The organism is Streptomyces yokosukanensis, from assembly GCF_001514035.1.
In the GTDB taxonomy this organism is placed as follows: Bacteria; Actinomycetota; Actinomycetes; order Streptomycetales; family Streptomycetaceae; genus Streptomyces; species Streptomyces yokosukanensis.
In genome coordinates this window covers 148,572-164,602 of sequence record NZ_KQ948211.1, presented here as the reverse complement: position 1 = coordinate 164,602, position 16,031 = coordinate 148,572, and the positions used below count along the sequence as shown (strand labels likewise).

At 73.8% G+C, this 16,031-nt stretch carries 16 protein-coding genes, 1 other RNA gene and 1 pseudogene; 11 read left to right on the top strand and 7 right to left on the bottom strand.

Translation table 11 applies throughout. The features are described 5' to 3' along the window. The first annotated feature begins 1 nt into the window (after nt 1). Nucleotides 2-955 carry a 3-oxoacyl-ACP reductase gene (locus tag AQI95_RS16260; RefSeq protein WP_067123486.1) on the top strand — a complete coding sequence of 318 codons (954 nt, stop codon included), beginning with the start codon at nt 2-4 and terminating at the stop codon, nt 953-955. Nucleotides 956-1,049: 94 nt separating this feature from the next. Here AQI95_RS16260 and AQI95_RS47960 read toward each other — a convergent pair whose 3' ends face one another. Further along, nucleotides 1,050-1,208, bottom strand: a complete 159-nt coding sequence (locus tag AQI95_RS47960; RefSeq protein WP_167361945.1) for a hypothetical protein — start codon at nt 1,206-1,208, stop codon at nt 1,050-1,052. Nucleotides 1,209-1,304: 96 nt separating this feature from the next. Beyond that, the gene (locus AQI95_RS16255) at nt 1,305-2,576 is read right to left on the bottom strand and encodes a hypothetical protein (RefSeq protein ID WP_067123484.1); all 1,272 of its coding nucleotides are present in this window, start codon (nt 2,574-2,576) and stop codon (nt 1,305-1,307) included. A gap of 188 nt (nt 2,577-2,764) precedes the next feature. Between AQI95_RS16255 and AQI95_RS16250 the strand changes: the two genes are divergently transcribed. Genes AQI95_RS16250 through AQI95_RS16240 form a run of 3 tightly spaced genes read left to right on the top strand, consistent with a single transcriptional unit; the run spans nt 2,765 to nt 5,531 of the window. After that, nucleotides 2,765-3,604: a Nif3-like dinuclear metal center hexameric protein gene (locus AQI95_RS16250; protein WP_067123482.1), complete on the top strand. Its 840-nt coding sequence runs from the start codon at nt 2,765-2,767 to the stop codon at nt 3,602-3,604. A 13-nt stretch (nt 3,605-3,617) separates the two neighbouring features. Continuing rightward, a complete protein-coding gene (locus AQI95_RS16245) occupies nt 3,618-4,361 on the top strand; it encodes a zinc ribbon domain-containing protein (protein ID WP_079071307.1) in 744 nt (247 codons plus the stop codon). Nucleotides 4,362-4,373: 12 nt separating this feature from the next. Further along, complete coding sequence (locus AQI95_RS16240; protein ID WP_067123478.1) at nt 4,374-5,531, top strand: bifunctional RNase H/acid phosphatase; 1,158 nt, start codon at nt 4,374-4,376, stop codon at nt 5,529-5,531. On the opposite strand, the gene eda is transcribed toward AQI95_RS16240, so the two are convergent. Both eda and yaaA read right to left on the bottom strand, forming a co-directional pair. Then, nucleotides 5,503-6,195: a bifunctional 4-hydroxy-2-oxoglutarate aldolase/2-dehydro-3-deoxy-phosphogluconate aldolase gene (gene eda / locus AQI95_RS16235; RefSeq protein ID WP_067123476.1), complete on the bottom strand. Its 693-nt coding sequence runs from the start codon at nt 6,193-6,195 to the stop codon at nt 5,503-5,505. The two genes, AQI95_RS16240 and eda, sit on opposite strands and share 29 nt — an antisense overlap. A gap of 63 nt (nt 6,196-6,258) precedes the next feature. Beyond that, entirely contained in the window at nt 6,259-7,041 is a 783-nt protein-coding gene (gene yaaA / locus AQI95_RS16230) for a peroxide stress protein YaaA (protein WP_067123474.1), read from the bottom strand. A gap of 74 nt (nt 7,042-7,115) precedes the next feature. Here yaaA and AQI95_RS16225 point away from each other — a divergent pair, with 74 nt between their 5' ends. Beyond that, nucleotides 7,116-8,585: an RNB domain-containing ribonuclease gene (locus AQI95_RS16225; protein ID WP_067123472.1), complete on the top strand. Its 1,470-nt coding sequence runs from the start codon at nt 7,116-7,118 to the stop codon at nt 8,583-8,585. 102 nt (nt 8,586-8,687) lie between these two features. Here AQI95_RS16225 and AQI95_RS16220 read toward each other — a convergent pair whose 3' ends face one another. Further along, nucleotides 8,688-10,247, bottom strand: a complete 1,560-nt coding sequence (locus AQI95_RS16220; protein WP_067123470.1) for an FAD-dependent monooxygenase — start codon at nt 10,245-10,247, stop codon at nt 8,688-8,690. Between the two features lie 47 nt (nt 10,248-10,294). On the opposite strand from AQI95_RS16220, the gene AQI95_RS16215 reads away from it, so the two are divergent. The 6 genes and pseudogenes from AQI95_RS16215 (at nt 10,295) to rnpB (ending at nt 14,211) form a co-directional block, all read left to right on the top strand. Beyond that, complete coding sequence (locus AQI95_RS16215) at nt 10,295-10,969, top strand: TetR/AcrR family transcriptional regulator (RefSeq protein ID WP_079071289.1); 675 nt, start codon at nt 10,295-10,297, stop codon at nt 10,967-10,969. A 24-nt stretch (nt 10,970-10,993) separates the two neighbouring features. Next, nucleotides 10,994-11,482, top strand: coding sequence for a DUF4260 family protein (locus AQI95_RS16210; protein ID WP_244188755.1), 489 nt, complete (start codon nt 10,994-10,996; stop codon nt 11,480-11,482). Next, complete coding sequence (locus AQI95_RS16205; protein ID WP_067123468.1) at nt 11,475-11,999, top strand: TetR/AcrR family transcriptional regulator; 525 nt, start codon at nt 11,475-11,477, stop codon at nt 11,997-11,999. The genes AQI95_RS16210 and AQI95_RS16205 overlap by 8 nt, the downstream gene beginning before the upstream one ends. Before the next feature lie 29 nt (nt 12,000-12,028). After that, nucleotides 12,029-12,850 carry an AraC family transcriptional regulator gene (locus tag AQI95_RS16200; protein ID WP_067123466.1) on the top strand — a complete coding sequence of 274 codons (822 nt, stop codon included), beginning with the start codon at nt 12,029-12,031 and terminating at the stop codon, nt 12,848-12,850. A gap of 22 nt (nt 12,851-12,872) precedes the next feature. Beyond that, nucleotides 12,873-13,688 (top strand): annotated as a pseudogene (locus AQI95_RS50365) (DMT family transporter); the annotation flags it as partial. Between the two features lie 118 nt (nt 13,689-13,806). Beyond that, an RNA gene (gene rnpB, locus AQI95_RS16190) (RNase P RNA component class A) lies at nt 13,807-14,211 on the top strand. 14 nt (nt 14,212-14,225) lie between these two features. Here rnpB and AQI95_RS16185 read toward each other — a convergent pair. Together AQI95_RS16185 and metK are read right to left on the bottom strand one after the other, a co-directional pair. Further along, nucleotides 14,226-15,191, bottom strand: coding sequence for a carbohydrate kinase family protein (locus tag AQI95_RS16185; protein WP_067123462.1), 966 nt, complete (start codon nt 15,189-15,191; stop codon nt 14,226-14,228). Between the two features lies 1 nt (nt 15,192). Further along, nucleotides 15,193-16,031: methionine adenosyltransferase (gene metK / locus AQI95_RS16180; RefSeq protein ID WP_067123460.1), on the bottom strand; the 839-nt coding region annotated here is incomplete at its 5' end.

The window sequence follows — 16,031 nt, the reverse complement described above, 5'->3', positions numbered from 1 at the left end:
CATGGCACTGCCATCTGAGGGGCCGCTGAACGGGCTGTCCGCCGTCGTCACCGGCGCCGGACGCGGGCTCGGCCGGGCCGAGGCCCTGGAACTCGCCCGGCTCGGCGCGGCCGTCGTCGTCAACGACTTCGGGCAGTCCGGCAGGGACGGCTCGGGCGAGGCCTGCGCGGCGCCAGCTGAGGAGGTCGCCGCCGAGATACGCGCCCTCGGCGGCCGGGCCGTCGCCCACACCGGGGACGTCGCCGACTTCCGGCAGGCGAAGGAGCTGATCGCGGCGGCGATCGACGAGTTCGGCCGGCTGGACGTCCTCGTCAACAACGCGGGCATCCTGCGCGACCGCATGGTCTTCTCCATGACCGAGGACGAGTGGGACTCGGTGATCCGCGTCCACCTCAAGGGCCACTTCAACACCACCCACTTCGCCGCCGCGCACTGGCGGGAGCGGTCCAAGGCGGCCGGCGGGGAGCAGGTCTACGGGCGGATCGTGAACACCTCCTCGGAGGCGTTCCTGGCCGGTTCCGCGGGCCAGCCCAACTACGCGGCCGCGAAGGGCGGCATCGTCGGGCTGACCACCTCCACGGCCCTCGCCCTCGCCAAGTACGGCGTCACCGCCAACGCGATCTGCCCGCGCGCCCGGACGCGGATGACCGAGGACGTGTTCGCCGGCTTCCAGCTGCCCGACGAGGGCCTGGACCCGCTGGCACCCGAGCATGTCGCCCCGCTCGTCGGCTACCTCGCCGCACCGGCCGCCGCCGGGATCAACGGCCAGCTCCTCGTCGTGCACGGCGGCATGGTCGCGATCGTGGAACGGCCGCGGGTGCAGGCCAAGTTCGACAGCAAGCAGGAGACGTTCACGTACGACGAACTCGACGCCCTCCTCACCCCCCACTACGCGGACCGGCCGCCCGGGGAGACCTTCGCGGCGGCGGACGTGCTGGGGCTGAAACGCGGGTGACGGAACACGGTGACGGAACACGGGTGACGGAACGCGGGTGAGAGAAAAAGGAAGAGGGGGCGTCGGTCGGACGCCCCCTCCTCGACGACGACCGTCAGGCGGCCGCCTCTGCAATGCCCTCCGCCGGCTTGCGGTGCCGGCCGTGCGGATCCGTCTCGTTCTCCTGGGCCGCGATCGGGCCCCGGTGCCGGCCGTGACCGGCAGCCTCGGAAGAGTCGGCGGACAGCTGCTCGGTCGTGCTGGTCTCGCTCATCGGAAGTACCCACCCCGTCAACATCATCTTTCGTACAGCCGGGCGAGTGTAACCGGCACACCACGGGCCGAATCCAGGCGCACACGCCAACCGCCACTAGTTCGTTACAAGACGTGCCAGGGGTGCCTGCTGCAACGGCACAGGGCGCGCGACCGAGGGTTCCGGAATGTCTGGTTCCGTAGGTTCTGGAGGGCCCGGGAGGTCCGAAGGGCCCGGTTCCGCCGGCTGCCGTGACGCCTCGGGCGCCCCGGCGGCCGTGCCGTCCCGGACCGGACCCTGCGGACCCGCGCCCCCCGATCCCCCGGTTCCCCCCGGAGCCGCGGCGACCTCGGTCCCCGCGCCCCCCGTCTCCACCATCTCCGCCACGCCGCAGGCGGTCTCCTGCGTGGCGTACGGCAGCCGCAGCACCCCGTCCCGTGTCCACAGCCCGGCCCCGGTCAGCCACCCCTCGGGCGCCGGGAGATGGCTGATCTGCCGGCCCGCCGGCCGCCAGACGCCCACCCAGCTGTTGCCGTACGGCCCGTCGACGCGCAGCGCCACCGCGCAGTTCTCCGGCATCAGCACCTGCCCGGGCTGGATCGCGAACGGCGCCAGGGCGCAGTCCGGCACCCGCAGGCTCTCCGGGAAGCGCACCGGCAGGGTGCTGCCGAGCACGCCCCAGCCCAATCGCCGCCGTCCCGGCGAGGGCGCGTCGGAGGAGATGAGCAGCAGCCCGCTGTCGGGGTCGGCGAGCAGCAGCCGGTCCGCGCTCCCGGCCGCGATCTGCAGCAACGGCGAGACCTCCGCACGCTCCAGGTCCACCACGACCGTCTTGACCGGCCCGCCGGCCGGCTCCCGGTCCAGCGCCAGCAGCCGCCCGTCGCGATCCAGCCAGACCCCGCCCGCACAGCGCCCCGGCACCTCCACGAGCCGTTCCGGACCGAATGCCGAGCCCGCCACCAGCCAGACCGCACTCGATCCCGGCCCGACGGCGAGGGCGTACACCCGGCTGCCTCCCGGTGCGGGCGGCAGCAGCGTGAGCCGGGTGCCGGGCTCGGGGCACTCCACCGCGCCGAGCGGCAGTTCGCCGGTGCCGGGCCCGGTCGGGTACAGCAGTGAGAAGACGTGCCGGTGCTCGACCAGCCGGTGGATCAGCACCCGGCCGTCGGACAGGGGCTGCACCTCGGTGCCGGGCTCCTCGGGCTGGTTGCCGGGCAGCGGCACCGCGTACGGCTCCGGGCCGTCCAGCGTCCAGCGCTCCGGGAACCAGCAGTCACCGGCCGGCGCGAGCCGGGCGGCGTACGCCCCGTCCGCCGTGATGGCGCACCCCGTCTCCGGCTCACCGTCGTCCTCGCCGGTGGAGGGGGGTTCGATCGCACAGGCCGTCATCGTTCGGTCACCTCCGGCGACGAAGCTAGTTTTCGCACGCACAGACGTGGGACCGGCAGACTTCGGCTTCACACATACGTGTGTCGCAGAAGCGATTCGCCTGAGGAAACGGGGACCTTTGTGCTGAGCGGGGCCAGAGCACGCGCATGCGGTACGGCCGCCCAGACCAGCCAGGTAGCCTTTGCTTCGTGCCCCGTCTGTCTGAAGTCATCGCCGCGCTGGAGAGCCTGTGGCCCGCCGAGCGGGCCGAGTCCTGGGACGCGGTCGGCACGGTCGTGGGCGATCCCGACCAGGAGGTCACCCGGGTCCTGTTCGCCGTCGACCCGGTGCAGGACATCGTCGACGAGGCGGTGAAGCTCGGCGCCGACCTGCTGGTCACCCACCACCCGCTCTATCTGCGGGGCACGACCACGGTCGCGGCGACCCACTTCAAGGGCCGTGCCGTACACACACTGATCAAGAACGACATCGCCCTGCACGTCGCCCACACCAACGCCGACACCGCGGACCCGGGTGTCTCGGACGCCCTGGCGGGCGCGCTCGACCTCAGGGTCATGCGCCCCCTGGTGCCGGACCCGACCGATCCGGCGGGCCGCCGGGGCCTCGGCAGGGTCTGCGAGCTGGACCACCCGGTGACCGTCCGCGAGCTGGCCGAGCGCGCCGCCGAGCGGCTGCCCGCCACCGCGCAGGGCATCCGGGTGGCCGGCGACCCCGAGGCCGTCGTGCGCACCGTCGCGGTCAGCGGCGGCTCCGGCGACAGCCTCTTCGACCAGGTCCGCGCGGCCGGCGTCGACGCCTTCCTCACCGCCGACCTGCGTCACCACCCGGCGAGCGAGGCCGTCGCGCACGGCCCCCTCGCGCTGCTCGACGCGGCACACTGGGCCACCGAGTGGCCCTGGTGCGAGCTGGCCGCAGCCCAGCTCGACGAGATCTCCGACCGCCACGGCTGGGACCTTCGGGTCCATGTCTCCAAGACGGTCACCGACCCCTGGACCGCCCACGCGGCGTCCACCACCTCTAGTAGCTAACAGGAGCCCCCAACTGAACGCCGCGCCCGCCGACCAGATCCGACTCCTCGACGTCCAGGCCCTCGACGTCCGGCTGCAGCAGCTCGCGCACAGGCGCAAGTCGCTGCCCGAGCACGCCGAGATCGACTCGCTGAGCAAGGACCTCACGCAGCTGCGGGACCTGCTCGTGGCCGCGCAGACCGAGGAGAGCGACACCGCCCGCGAGCAGACCAAGGCCGAGCAGGACGTGGAGCAGGTGCGCCAGCGCGCCGTCCGCGACCAGCAGCGCCTGGACTCCGGCGCGGTCACCTCGCCCAAGGACCTGTCCAACCTCCAGCACGAGATCGTCTCCCTCGCCAAGCGCCAGGGCGACCTGGAGGACGTCGTCCTGGAGGTCATGGAGCGCCGCGAGGCCGCGCAGGAGCGGGTGACGGAGCTGACCGAGCGGGTCGCCTCCGTCCAGTCGAGGATCGACGACGCGAGCGGGCGCCGGGACGCGGCCTTCGAGGAGATCGACGGCGAGGCGGCGACCGTGACGAAGGAGCGCGAGGTGATCGCGGGCTCGGTCCCCGCCGACCTCCTCAAGCTCTACGACAAGCTGCGCCAGCAGCAGGGCGGCATCGGCGCGGCCAAGCTGTACGCCCGTACCTGCCAGGGCTGCCGCCAGGAGCTGGCGATCACCGAGCTGAGCGAGATCCGCGCGGCGGCGCCGGACACCGTGGTGCGCTGCGAGAACTGCCGCCGCATCCTGGTGCGCACGGCCGAGTCGGGCCTGTAAGGGGCGCAGCCGGTGAGGGAGTTCATCGTCGAGGCCGACGGCGGCTCGCGGGGCAACCCCGGGCCGGCCGGCTACGGCGCCGTGGTGAGCGACGCGGCGACGGGGGAGACGCTGGCCGAGCTGGCCGAGTACATCGGCGTCGCCACCAACAACGTCGCCGAGTACCGGGGCCTGCTGGCCGGCCTGCACGCCGCCCGCACCCTGGACCCGACGGCCGCGGTGCACGTCCGTATGGACTCCAAGCTCGTCGTCGAGCAGATGTCGGGCCGCTGGAAGATCAAACACCCCGACATGAAGCCCCTGGCGGCACAGTCGCGGTCGGTCTTCCCGCCCGACCGGGTCACCTACGAGTGGATCCCCCGCGACCAGAACAAACACGCCGACCGCCTGGCCAACGAGGCGATGGACGCCGGGGCGAAGGGCGAGCAGTGGTCGCCTTCCGACGAGGCAGGGGCGGGCGAGGCACGGGTGGTCGACGCGCAGAGCCCCACCCCCGACGCGCAGAGCCACTCGGCGCCGGGCTGGAGCGCCGCCCCCGACCTCGGCGCCCCCGCGACCTTCGTGCTGCTCCGGCACGGCGAGACCCCCCTCACCCCCCAGAAGCGGTTCTCCGGCAGCGGCGGCACCGACCCCGCCCTCTCCGTCGCCGGCCGCGAACAGGCCCACCGCGTGGCCGAGGCCCTGGCCCGGCGCGGCACCGTCCAGGCCGTCCTCGCCTCCCCCCTCGCCCGCACCCGTGAGACCGCCGCCGTCGTCGCCGCCCGCCTGGGCCTCGACGTGACGGTCGAAGACGGCCTGCGCGAGACGGACTTCGGCGCCTGGGAGGGCCTCACCTTCGGCGAGGTCCGCGACCGCCACCCCGACGATCTGAACGCCTGGCTCGCCGACCCAGAGGCCCACCCCACCGGCGGCGGCGAGAGCTTCGCCGAGACGGCCATCCGTATGGCCGCCACCCGCGACCGGCTGGTCGCCGCGCACGCGGGCCGTACGGTCCTGCTGGTCACACACGTGACCCCGATCAAGACCCTCGTCCGCCTCGCCCTCGGCGCCCCGCCCGAGTCCCTGTTCCGCATGGAACTCTCCGCGGCCTCCCTGTCGGCGGTGGCGTACTACGCGGACGGCAACGCGAGCGTACGGCTCTTCAACGACACGTCCCACCTGCGTCCTTGAGCCGGTCGGGCCCGCCGAGTCCGGCCGCGCCCCGCGCCAGCTCCTCGACCCGCGCCCAGTCCCCGGCGGCCACCGCGTCCGCCGGGACCATCCAACTGCCGCCCACGCAGCCGACGTTGGGCAGGGCCAGATACTCCGGCGCGGTCTGCGGCCCGATCCCGCCGGTCGGGCAGAACCGGGCCTGCGGCAACGGCCCGGACAGCGACTTCAGATAGGCCGTGCCGCCCGCCGCCTGCGCCGGGAAGAACTTCATCTCCCGCACCCCGCGCTCCAGCAGCGCCACCACCTCCGAGGTGGTCGACACCCCGGGCAGGAACGGCACCCCGGACCCGCGCATCGCCGCCAGCAGGGCGTCCGTCCACCCGGGGCTGACCAGGAACCGTGCCCCGGCCGCCACACACGCGCCGACCTGCTCCGCGGTGATCACCGTGCCCGCGCCGACCACGGCCCGCGGCACCTCGGCGGCGATCGCCCGGATCGCGTCCAGCGCCGCCGGCGTCCTCAGCGTCACCTCGATCGCCGGCAGCCCGCCCGCCACCAGCGCCCGGGCCAGCGGTACGGCATCGGCGGCGTCGGAGACGACCACCACGGGCACCACGGGGGCGAGATCCAGCACGGAGACGGCGCCGGAGGCAGGGGAGGAGGAGGGCAGGGGTGACGTCATGCCCTCATCGTGCCCAGCTGCTGCATCACGCGCAATGACCGTTGCGCATGCTGCAACAGCTCGTCAGTGGATCTCCTCCACCAGCACATCCAGCGACCACGCCTTGCCCGCCCGGCCCGGCGCCTCCGCCTCCACGACGTACCCCAGCTCCCGCAGCACCCCGATCAGCTCGGCGGGGTCCTTCGGCGCGGCACCGGCCGTGAGCAGGCTCCGTACGATCCGGCCCTTGGTCGCCTTGTTGAAGTGGCTGACCACCTTCCGCGTCGGCGCGTGCAGCACCCGCACCGTCGCCGTGCGCCCTGCGACCTCACCCTTCGGCCGCCAGGCCGCCGCGTACGCCGATGACCGCAGGTCCAGCACCAGCTGGTCCCCGGCCGTCTCGGGCAGCACCTCGGCCATCGACGCCCGCCAGTGCCCGGCCAGCGCGCCGAGCCCCGGCAGCTTCACGCCCATCGAGCAGCGGTAGGAGGGGATCCGGTCCGTCACGCGCACCGCGCCCCACAGCCCGGAGAACACCAGCAGCGAGGCCGCCGCGCGCTTCTTCGCCGCCGCGTCCAGGGTGGCCAGGCCGAGGGCGTCGTAGAGGACTCCGGTGTAGATCTCGCCGGCGGGGCGGGCGCCGGCCGTCGGCAGACCGGCGTTCTTCGCGACCTCGCCGGCGAGCCCCTCGCTCAGCCCGAGCACCTCGCGCGCCTTCTCCGCGTCCCCGGAGCACAGCTCGACCAGCTCGGTGAGGACGGCCTCCCGGGCGCCGGTGAGCCCCGGCGACGACAGCGACCGAAGGTTCAGCGGGGCGCCCCCGCCCGAGTTCGCCTTGCCTTCCGAGGGCGGCAGCAGGACCAGCAACACGTACTCCTCACGTAGACCTCCGCGCCAGACTACGGCGTGCCACCCGCACGGCCCCGACCTACTCTCGCTGTATGCCCCGCCGCAAGATCCGTGTGACCGGTGCCCCCGAGGCCCCCCTGCGGGCCGCGCTCGCCGCGCTCCGTGCCGAGCTGGGGGTCGCCGAGGACTTCCCGCCCGAGGTCCGGGCCGAGGCCGAGCGCACGGCGAAGACGCCCGCCCTGCCGTCGTACGACGTCACGGACCTCCCCTTCTTCACCCTCGATCCGCCCGCCTCCACCGACCTCGACCAGGCGACGCACCTGTCCCGGCAGGGCACCGGCTACCGGGTCCGGTACGCCATCGCCGACGTCGCCGCCTTCGTCGCACCCGGCCGAGCGCTGGACGCGGAGGCGCACCGCCGGGTGAACACCCTGTACTTCCCCGACGAGAAGATCCCGCTGCACCCCACCGTGCTCAGCGAGGGCGCGGCCAGCCTGCTGCCGGACCAGGTCCGCCCGTCCGTGCTGTGGACGATCGACCTGGACGCGGACGGCCGGACCGTCGCCGTCGACGTGCGCCGCGCCCTGGTGCGCAGCCGCGCCAAGCTCGACTACGCGAGCGTGCAGAAACAGATCGACACGGGGACCGCCGAGGAGCCGATCGCGCTGCTCAAGGAGATCGGCGAGGCCCGGGAGCGGCAGGAGGCCGAGCGCGGCGGCATCTCCCTGAACGTGCCCGAGCAGGAGATCACCGAGCAGGACCACACCTACGTCCTCGGCTACCGGACCCCGCTGCCCGCCGACGGTTGGAACGCCCAGCTGTCCCTACTCACCGGCATGGCCGCCGCCGATCTGATGCTCGCCCACGGCACCGGCGTCCTGCGCACGCTGCCGGCCGCCCCCGACGATGGGGGTGCCCCCGCTCGAGCGAATTCGAGGGTGGGGGAGGTGGCCCGGCTGCGCCGCACCGCGACCGCGCTGCGCATCGACTGGCCGCACCATGTGTCGTACGCGGCCCTGATCCGCTCCCTCGACCCGGGCGACCCGCGCCACGCGGCCTTCCTCCAGGAGTGCACCACCTTGCTGCGCGGCGCCGGCTACACCGTCTTCCGGGACGGCGTCCTGCCCGCGATCACCACCCACGCCGCCGTCGCCGCCCCCTACACCCACTGCACCGCCCCGCTGCGCCGCCTGGCCGACCGGTACGCCGCGGAGATCTGCCTCGCCGCCGTCGCCGGTCAGGCCCCGCCCGACTGGGTGCTCGCCGCGCTCGACGCGCTGCCCCGGCAGATGGCCGAGGGCTCCCGCATCGCCGGCACGGTCGAGCGCGAGTGCGTGGACATCGTGGAGGCGGCCCTGCTCAAGGACCGGATCGGGGACGTCTTCGACGGCTGCGTGGTCGCCGTCGACGAGCACCGGCCGACCGTCGGCACCGTGCAGTTGATCTCCCCGGCCGTCATCGGCCGTGTCGAGGGCGACCCCCTGCCGCTCGGCGAACGGCTTCGGGTGCGGCTCACCCGCGCCGATCCGGGGACATCGAAGATCCTCTTCACGGTCGCGTGAGGGCCTGGCTTCACGGCCGCGTGAGCGCCCGGACGAGCCCGCCGGGGCCGTCGGCGTGCAGCCGCGTACGGCGGGGGAGCTCGTCCGAGGCGGGTCGTCGGGTCACGCGTCGCCGGTGGTCGGCGTCCCGAGCCAGCGTTCCAGGGCTTCCGGGAGGCCCTTGGTGTCCGTGCCCTCCGTGTCGGCCGCCCAGGCCACGAAGCCGTCGGGGCGGACGAACAGTGCCCTGAGGTCCGGCCGGTCCGGGCAGGCGAGGGTGCGGATCTGCAGCCGGTCGCCGTATCCCTCGGCGCGGGCGCGCAGTTCGGGGTCGTCGGCGAGGTCGAGCAGCAGGGCGCGGCCGGAGCGCAGCTGGTCGCCGAGCCGGGATCCGTCGGCCAGCACCAGGTCGGGGGCGCTCGCGCCGGTCAGCGGGTGGTCGCCGGGCAGGTCGTAGCGCTGCCAGATGCCGGCGATCTTGGAGACCAGGTACGTCGTACCGGTGGTGGTCAGCGCCAGATCGGTCACCACCCGGCGCAGGGCGCGGGCGTGCCGGTCCGGGCGCATCACCGCGATCTGGGCCCGGGTCCAGTCGAGCACCCAGGCGCCGATCGGATGCCGCTCCGCGGTGTAGCTGTCGAGCAGGGACTCGGGTGCCGTGCCGCGTACGACGGCGGCCAGCTTCCACCCCAGGTTCATCGCGTCCCCGAGGCCGAGGTTGAGCCCCTGCCCGCCGAACGGCGAGTGCACATGCGCCGCGTCGCCCGCGATGAGCACCCGGCCCTTGCGGTACTCGGTGGCCTGGCGGGCGTTGTCGGTGAACCGGGTGGCGCTGTGCACCTCGGTGACGGCGACCTCGGGCACCTCCGTCACCCGGCGCAGACTGGCCTGCAGTTCCTGGGCGGTGATGGGGGCCGAGCGGTCCGCCGGGGGCCCGTCGAACTCCACGGTGAGAATCCGCCCGGGGAACGGCCCATGGACATAGGTCCCGGTGTCCGTGGTGTTCCAGCCCTGGCGCAGCCGCTCGGCGCCGGTCAGTTCCACGACCGCCTGATAGCCGGTGATCTCCGGGTCCGTGCCGGGGAAGTCGAACCCGGCGAGCTTGCGGACCGTGCTGCGCCCGCCGTCGCAGCCGACCAGCCAGCCGGCACGGATCGTTCCCTCGGCGGTGTGCACGGCGACCCCGTCCGCGTCCGCGTCGAACCCGGTCAGCTCCACGCCCCGGCGCACCTGGACGCCGAGCCCCTCGGCGTGCCGGGCCAGGATCCGCTCCAGCGCGGCCTGCGGCACACCGAGCCCGGTGTCGCCGGCGGGGCCGACCTCGGCCCAGGCGGGGTCGGAGCCGTCGAACAGATCGGGGTCCATCATGATCCCGGCGAAGTGCCCGGCGAACTTGGGCGGGAGCTTGGCCTCGGGCCCGCCGCGGTTCTCGCCGGCCTGCCTGAAGGCGAACACCCGCTGCCGCGCCGCCTCCCACACCGCCGCCAGCTCGGGCAGCAGCCCGCGCCGGTAGAGGGCGACCGCGCTCGGGATGTTGATCGCGCCCGCCTTGATCGTCTCGTCCACCTCGGTGAGCCGCTCGATGACCAGCACACTCGCCCCGCCGAGCGCCAGTTCGCAGCCGAGGAAGAGGCCCACGGGGCCGGCGCCGGCCACCACCACGTCGTAATCGATCGTCGTCATGGCTTCAACTGTAGTCACTAAAAGTTTTGAGTGGCTATAGTTTTACTATGAACGAGGAACTGCCGGACGAGGAGCGGCCGGACGAGGAACTGCCGCACGGGGAACCGCCGGATGCGGAACTCTCGCTGAGGGAGCGCAAGAAGCGAGCCACGCGGCAGCGGATCTCCGACATCGCGACGGGCCTGTTCACCGAGCGCGGCTTCGAGGCGGTGACCGTCGCCGAGGTCGCCCGGGAGGCGGGTGTCTCCACGATGACGGTCTTCAACTACTTCCCGCGCAAGGAGGATCTGTTCCTCGACCGCATCCCGCAGGCCGTCGCCCTCTTCGTCGGGGCGGTGCGCGACCGCGGCGCCGGTGAGGCGCCCCTCGCCGCCCTGCGCCGCCTCGCGCTCCGACTGCTCGACCGGCGGCACCCGTTGGGCGGTGTGGGGGAGACCTTCTCGACCTTCGGGCGGATCGTCGTCGACTCCCCGGCCCTGCGTGCCCGCGCCCGCGAGGGCGTGGAGGAGGTGGAGCGGGCGCTGGCCGCCGCCCTCGCCGAGGCGGGTGCGCCGGATCCGCGCCTGCTCGCGGCACTGGTCGTGGCGGCCTACCGGACGGTCTTCCTCGCCTCCGCGCGGCAGCTGCTGGCGGGCGAACCGGCGGACGAGGTGGCGCGGGAGCACCGGGCGCGCCTGGAATCCGCCTTCGCGGCCCTGGAGCGCGCGGACCTTGACGGCTAACGCCGTTAGCCGTACGGTCGAGGCATGGCTAACGACGTTAGCCATGTCTGGTCGGCCACCCGCCGAGACCGCCGTACGACACCGGAGGCAGCCATGGCCGCGACGGCCGGCACCACCCGCACGCCCAACGCCACCCGCACCGTCCTGCGCCGCGCCGCATGGCTGGCGCTCGCCCTGTTCTGGTCGGCCTTCGCCGTGCTGGAGGGCATCGGCCACGGCTGGCTCGCCGGCGCCGCAGCCCTGGCCTTCCTCGTCCTGCCCGACCTGACCTTCCTGGTCGCCCTGGACGACGCGCCCCGCATGGCCAAGGGGCAACTGCCGCCGCGCGCGGTGCCGTACTACAACGCGATGCACCGGGCCCTCGTCCCGCTCGCGCTCCTCGTCGCCTGCACGGTCCTGCCGGTCACCTGGCCGCCCGCCGTCGCCGCGCTGTGCGGCTGGCTCGCCCACATCTCGTACGATCGCGCCTTCGGCTACGGACTGCGCACGAAGGAGGGCTTCCAGCGTGACTGACGACCGCCTCACCCCCCGGGCGCGGGAGATCGCCGCCGTGGCCCGGGAACTCCTGGAGGAGTCCGGGCCCGCCGCCCTCACCATGCGCACCCTGGCCGACCGCCTCGGCATCAAGGCCCCGTCCCTCTACAAGCACTTCCCCGACAAGCAGGCCGTGGAGGTCGAACTGACCGCGCGGATGCTCGCCGAGTCGGCCGAGGCCCTGGAGGCAGCCGAGGCCCGCGCCCCCGGCTCCCTCGAAGCGGTCGCCGGGGCCTACCGCGCCTACGCCCTCGCCCATCCGCACCTGTACTGCCTGGCCACCGAACGCCCCCTGCCCCGCGCCCAGCTCCCCGCGGGCCTGGAGGACCGGGCCGCCCTGCCCCTGCTGCGCGCCTGCGCGGGCGACCTGGACCTGGCCCGCGCCGTCTGGGCCTTCGCCCACGGCATGGTGATCCTGGAGATCCACGGCCGCTTTCCCGGCGACGCCGACCTCGGCGCGGCATGGAAGCGTGGCCTGAAAGCGTTGCACCCCTGACGGTCTCGGTACGACAAGGGGGGTGCGCCATGGCGGAACAGGCGCTGTGGACGAGGGCCCGGCTGGGCCACGAAGGGCCGCCGCTCGACCTGCTGACGGCCGATTTCCGCCGGCACACCTACGCACCGCACGCCCACGACGAGTACACGATCGGCGTCTGCGTCGGCGGCAGCGAGGTCATCGACTACCGCGGCGGCCACATCCGCACCGGCCCCGGCACCATCGTCGTCCTCGACCCCGGCGAGATGCACACCGGCGGCCCCGGCAACCCCACCGACGGCTACGCCTACCGCGCCCTGTACGCCGACCCGTCCCTGCTGACCGACGGCGTCCTCGGCGGCCCGCCGTACTTCCGCGAACCCCTCCTCGACGACCCCGAGTTGGCCGCCGCCCTGCGGCTCACCCACACGGAACTCAGCGCCTGCCCCGACCCCCTCGAAGCCGAGTCCCGCTTCCCCTGGCTGCTGACGGCGCTGGCCCGCCGGCACTCCACGGCCCGGCCCGCCTGCGACGCGGTCCCCGGCGCGGGCGCGATCGCACGGACGGTCCGCGACCGCCTCGCCGACGAACTCGCGGCACCGCCGCCGCTCGCCGGTCTCGCCGCGGACCTGGGCCTGTCCCGCTACCAGCTCCTGCGGGCGTTCCGTACGGCCATGGGCATACCGCCGTACGCCTGGCTGGCCCAGTACCGGGTGAGCAAGGCGCGAGGGCTGCTGGAGGCCGGGCTGCGCCCGGCGGAGGTGGCGGGGCTGGTGGGCTTCGCCGACCAGGCGCATCTGACCCGCTGGTTCCGCCGGGTGCTGGGGGTGACGCCGGCGGCCTACCGCAACAGCGTTCAAGACTCCCCGTGAGGCCGTGGCCGAAACTCAGGGCATGACTGCACGCGGCTGGTTCCTGTTCTCCCTGATGGGAGTGGTCTGGGGCATCCCCTATCTGATGATCAAGGTGGCGGTGGAGGAGGTGTCCCCGCCCGTGGTCGTGTTCACGCGCTGTGCGCTCGGCGCGATCCTGCTGCTCCCGTTCGCCCTGCGCCAGGGCGGCCTGCCCGCGACCGTCCGCGCCCACTGGCGCCCCCTGCTGGCCTTCGCGTGCCTGGAGATCATCGTCCCCTGGTTCACCCTCACCGACGCCGAACGGCACCTGTCCAGCTCGACGGCCGGGCTGCTGATCGCGGGCGTGCCGATCGTGGGCGTGATCGCGGCCCGCCTCCACTCCCGGCTTCGCCCGAGCGCGGGGAGCGACGCCCTGGGTGACACGGACCACCTCGGGGCCCGTCGGTTCACGGGCCTCGCCCTCGGCCTCGGCGGTGTGACGGTCCTGACCCTCCCTCATCTGACCGGCGGCGACACCCGCTCGCTGGCCGAGGTCTTCATCACGGTGCTGGGCTACGCGACAGCACCGCTGATAGCCGCGCGCCGGTTGAAGGACGTCCCCTCCCTGCATCTGACGGCCGCCTGCCTGACCCTCGCGGCGGTGGTCTACGCCCCGGTCGCGGCCCTCGCCCGCCCGTCCGCTGTCCCCTCGTCCTCCGCCCTCGCGGCCCTGGCCGGCCTGGGCGTGCTCTGCACGGCGGTGGCCTTCGTGGCGTTCCTGGAGCTGATCAAGGAGGCGGGCCCGACGCGGGCGACGGTGATCACGTACGTCAATCCGGCGGTCGCGGTGGCGGCGGGCGCGCTCTTCCTGCACGAGCGGCTGACACCGACGGTCCTGGCGGCCTTCGCCCTGATCCTCGCGGGCTCGGTCCTGGCGACGGCCGCCGCCGGTCCGCGCCGCCCCCGGCGCCCGGTACCATGGTCGACACGGCAGACGAGCCGGGCGGACGGCCGCGTGGAGTCCCCCTAGGGGGCTTCCCGAGGAACGTCCGGGCTCCACAGGGCAGGGTGGTGGCTAACGGCCACCCGGGGTGACCCGCGGGACAGTGCCACAGAAAGCAGACCGCCCGGGGCTTCGGCCCCTGGTAAGGGTGAAACGGTGGTGTAAGAGACCACCAGTGCCCAGGGTGACCTGGGCAGCTAGGTAAACCCCACCCGGAGCAAGGTCAAGAGGAGCGCCGTAACACGCGCTCTGCGCGGACGTTCGAGGGCTGCCCGCCCGAGTCCGCGGGTAGACCGCACGAGGCCGGTGGCAACACCGGCCCTAGATGGATGGCCGTCGCCGAGGGGCCCGCGAGGACCCCTCGGAACAGAACCCGGCGTACAGCCCGACTCGTCTGTCGTACCGCCCCGCTCACGCCGGGGCCGGGCTGGTCTCCCGGACGGGGGGACCGTAGGCCGTGGTGAGCAGGGCCGGGAGAGCGGTGGCGTCGACCTCGTAGGTCTGGGTGCCCACGGCCGCCAGGGCGAGGGACGCCATCACGGAGCCCGTCCGCGCGCACCGCGCGACGTCCAGGCCCGCCGACAGCGCGGCCAGATAGCCCGCGCGGTACGCGTCGCCCACCCCGGTCGGGTCGGCGACCTCGGCGGCCGGGGCCGCCGCCACCTCCACGGGGTTCTTCCCGGCCCGCTCCACACGGCTGCCCCGCTCGCCGAGGGTGGTCACCCAGGTGCCCACCCGGTCCAGGACCTCGGCGTGCGACCAGCCGGTCTTGCGGAGCAGCAGCCCGTGCTCGTACTCGTTGGTGAACAAGTGGTCCGCGCCGTCGAGGAGTTCCCGGACGTCCGGGCCCTCCAGCCGGGCCAGCTGCTGGGAGGGGTCGGCCATGAACCGGATCCCCAGGGACCGGCAGGCGCGGGTGTGCCGGAGCATCGCCGCCGGGTCGTCGGCGCCGATCAGGACGACGTCCACGCCGTCCTCGGTGACGTCGGCGAGGTCGATCGCGGACGCCTGCGCCATCGCGCCGGGGTAGAAGGACGCGATCTGGTTGCCGTCCGGGTCCGTGGTGCACAGGAACCGGGCCGTGTGGCGGGTGGCGGAGACCAGGACGGCGCGGGTGTCCACGCCCAGGGCGGCCAGCCGGGCGCCGTAGCCCTCGAAGTCGGCGCCGACCGCCCCCACGAGCAGGGGGCGGTGCCCCAGCAGGGCCAGGCCGTAGGCGATGTTGGCGGCGACCCCGCCCTCCCGGATCTCCAGGGTGTCCACCAGGAACGACAGCGAGACCCGGTCCAGCCGGTCGGCCAGCAACTGGTCGGTGATGCGGGCCGGGAAGGTCATCAGATGGTCCGTGGCGATGGACCCGGTGACGGCGATCCGCATCTCACACCCCCGCCGCGGCCCGCAGCGCCGCAGCCCGGTCCGTGCGCTCCCAGGTGAAGTCGGGCAGTTCGCGGCCGAAGTGGCCGTAGGCGGCGGTCTGGGCGTAGATCGGGCGGAGCAGGTCGAGGTCGCGGACGATGGCCCTGGGCCGCAGGTCGAACACCTCGGTGACGGCCGACTGGATACGGTCCACGGGCACGGTCTCGGTGCCGAAGGTCTCGACGAAGAGACCGACGGGCTCGGCCTTGCCGATGGCGTAGGCGACCTGGACCTCGCACCGGGCGGCGAGCCCGGCCGCGACGGCGTTCTTGGCGACCCAGCGCATGGCGTAGGCGGCCGAGCGGTCCACCTTGGAGGGGTCCTTGCCGGAGAAGGCGCCGCCGCCGTGGCGGGCCATGCCGCCGTAGGTGTCGATGATGATCTTGCGGCCGGTCAGGCCGGCGTCACCCATCGGGCCGCCGACCTCGAAGCGGCCGGTGGGGTTCACCAGCAGCCGGTAGCCGTCGGTGTCGAGCTTGATGTCCCCCTCGCCGAGCGCCCTCAGCTCCGGCTCGACGACGAACTCGCGGATGTCGGGGTTGAGCAGCGTCGCCAGGTCGATGTCCGAGGCGTGCTGGGAGGACACGACCACGGTGTCCAGGCGTACGGCCTTGTCGCCGTCGTACTCGATGGTGACCTGGGTCTTGCCGTCCGGGCGCAGGTAGGGGATCGCGCCGCTCCTGCGGGCCGAGGTCAGGCGCTGCGACAGACGGTGGGCGAGGCGGATCGGCAGCGGCATCAGCTCGGGTGTCTCGTCGCTCGCGTACCCGAACATCAGACCCTGGTCGCCGGCCCCGCCGG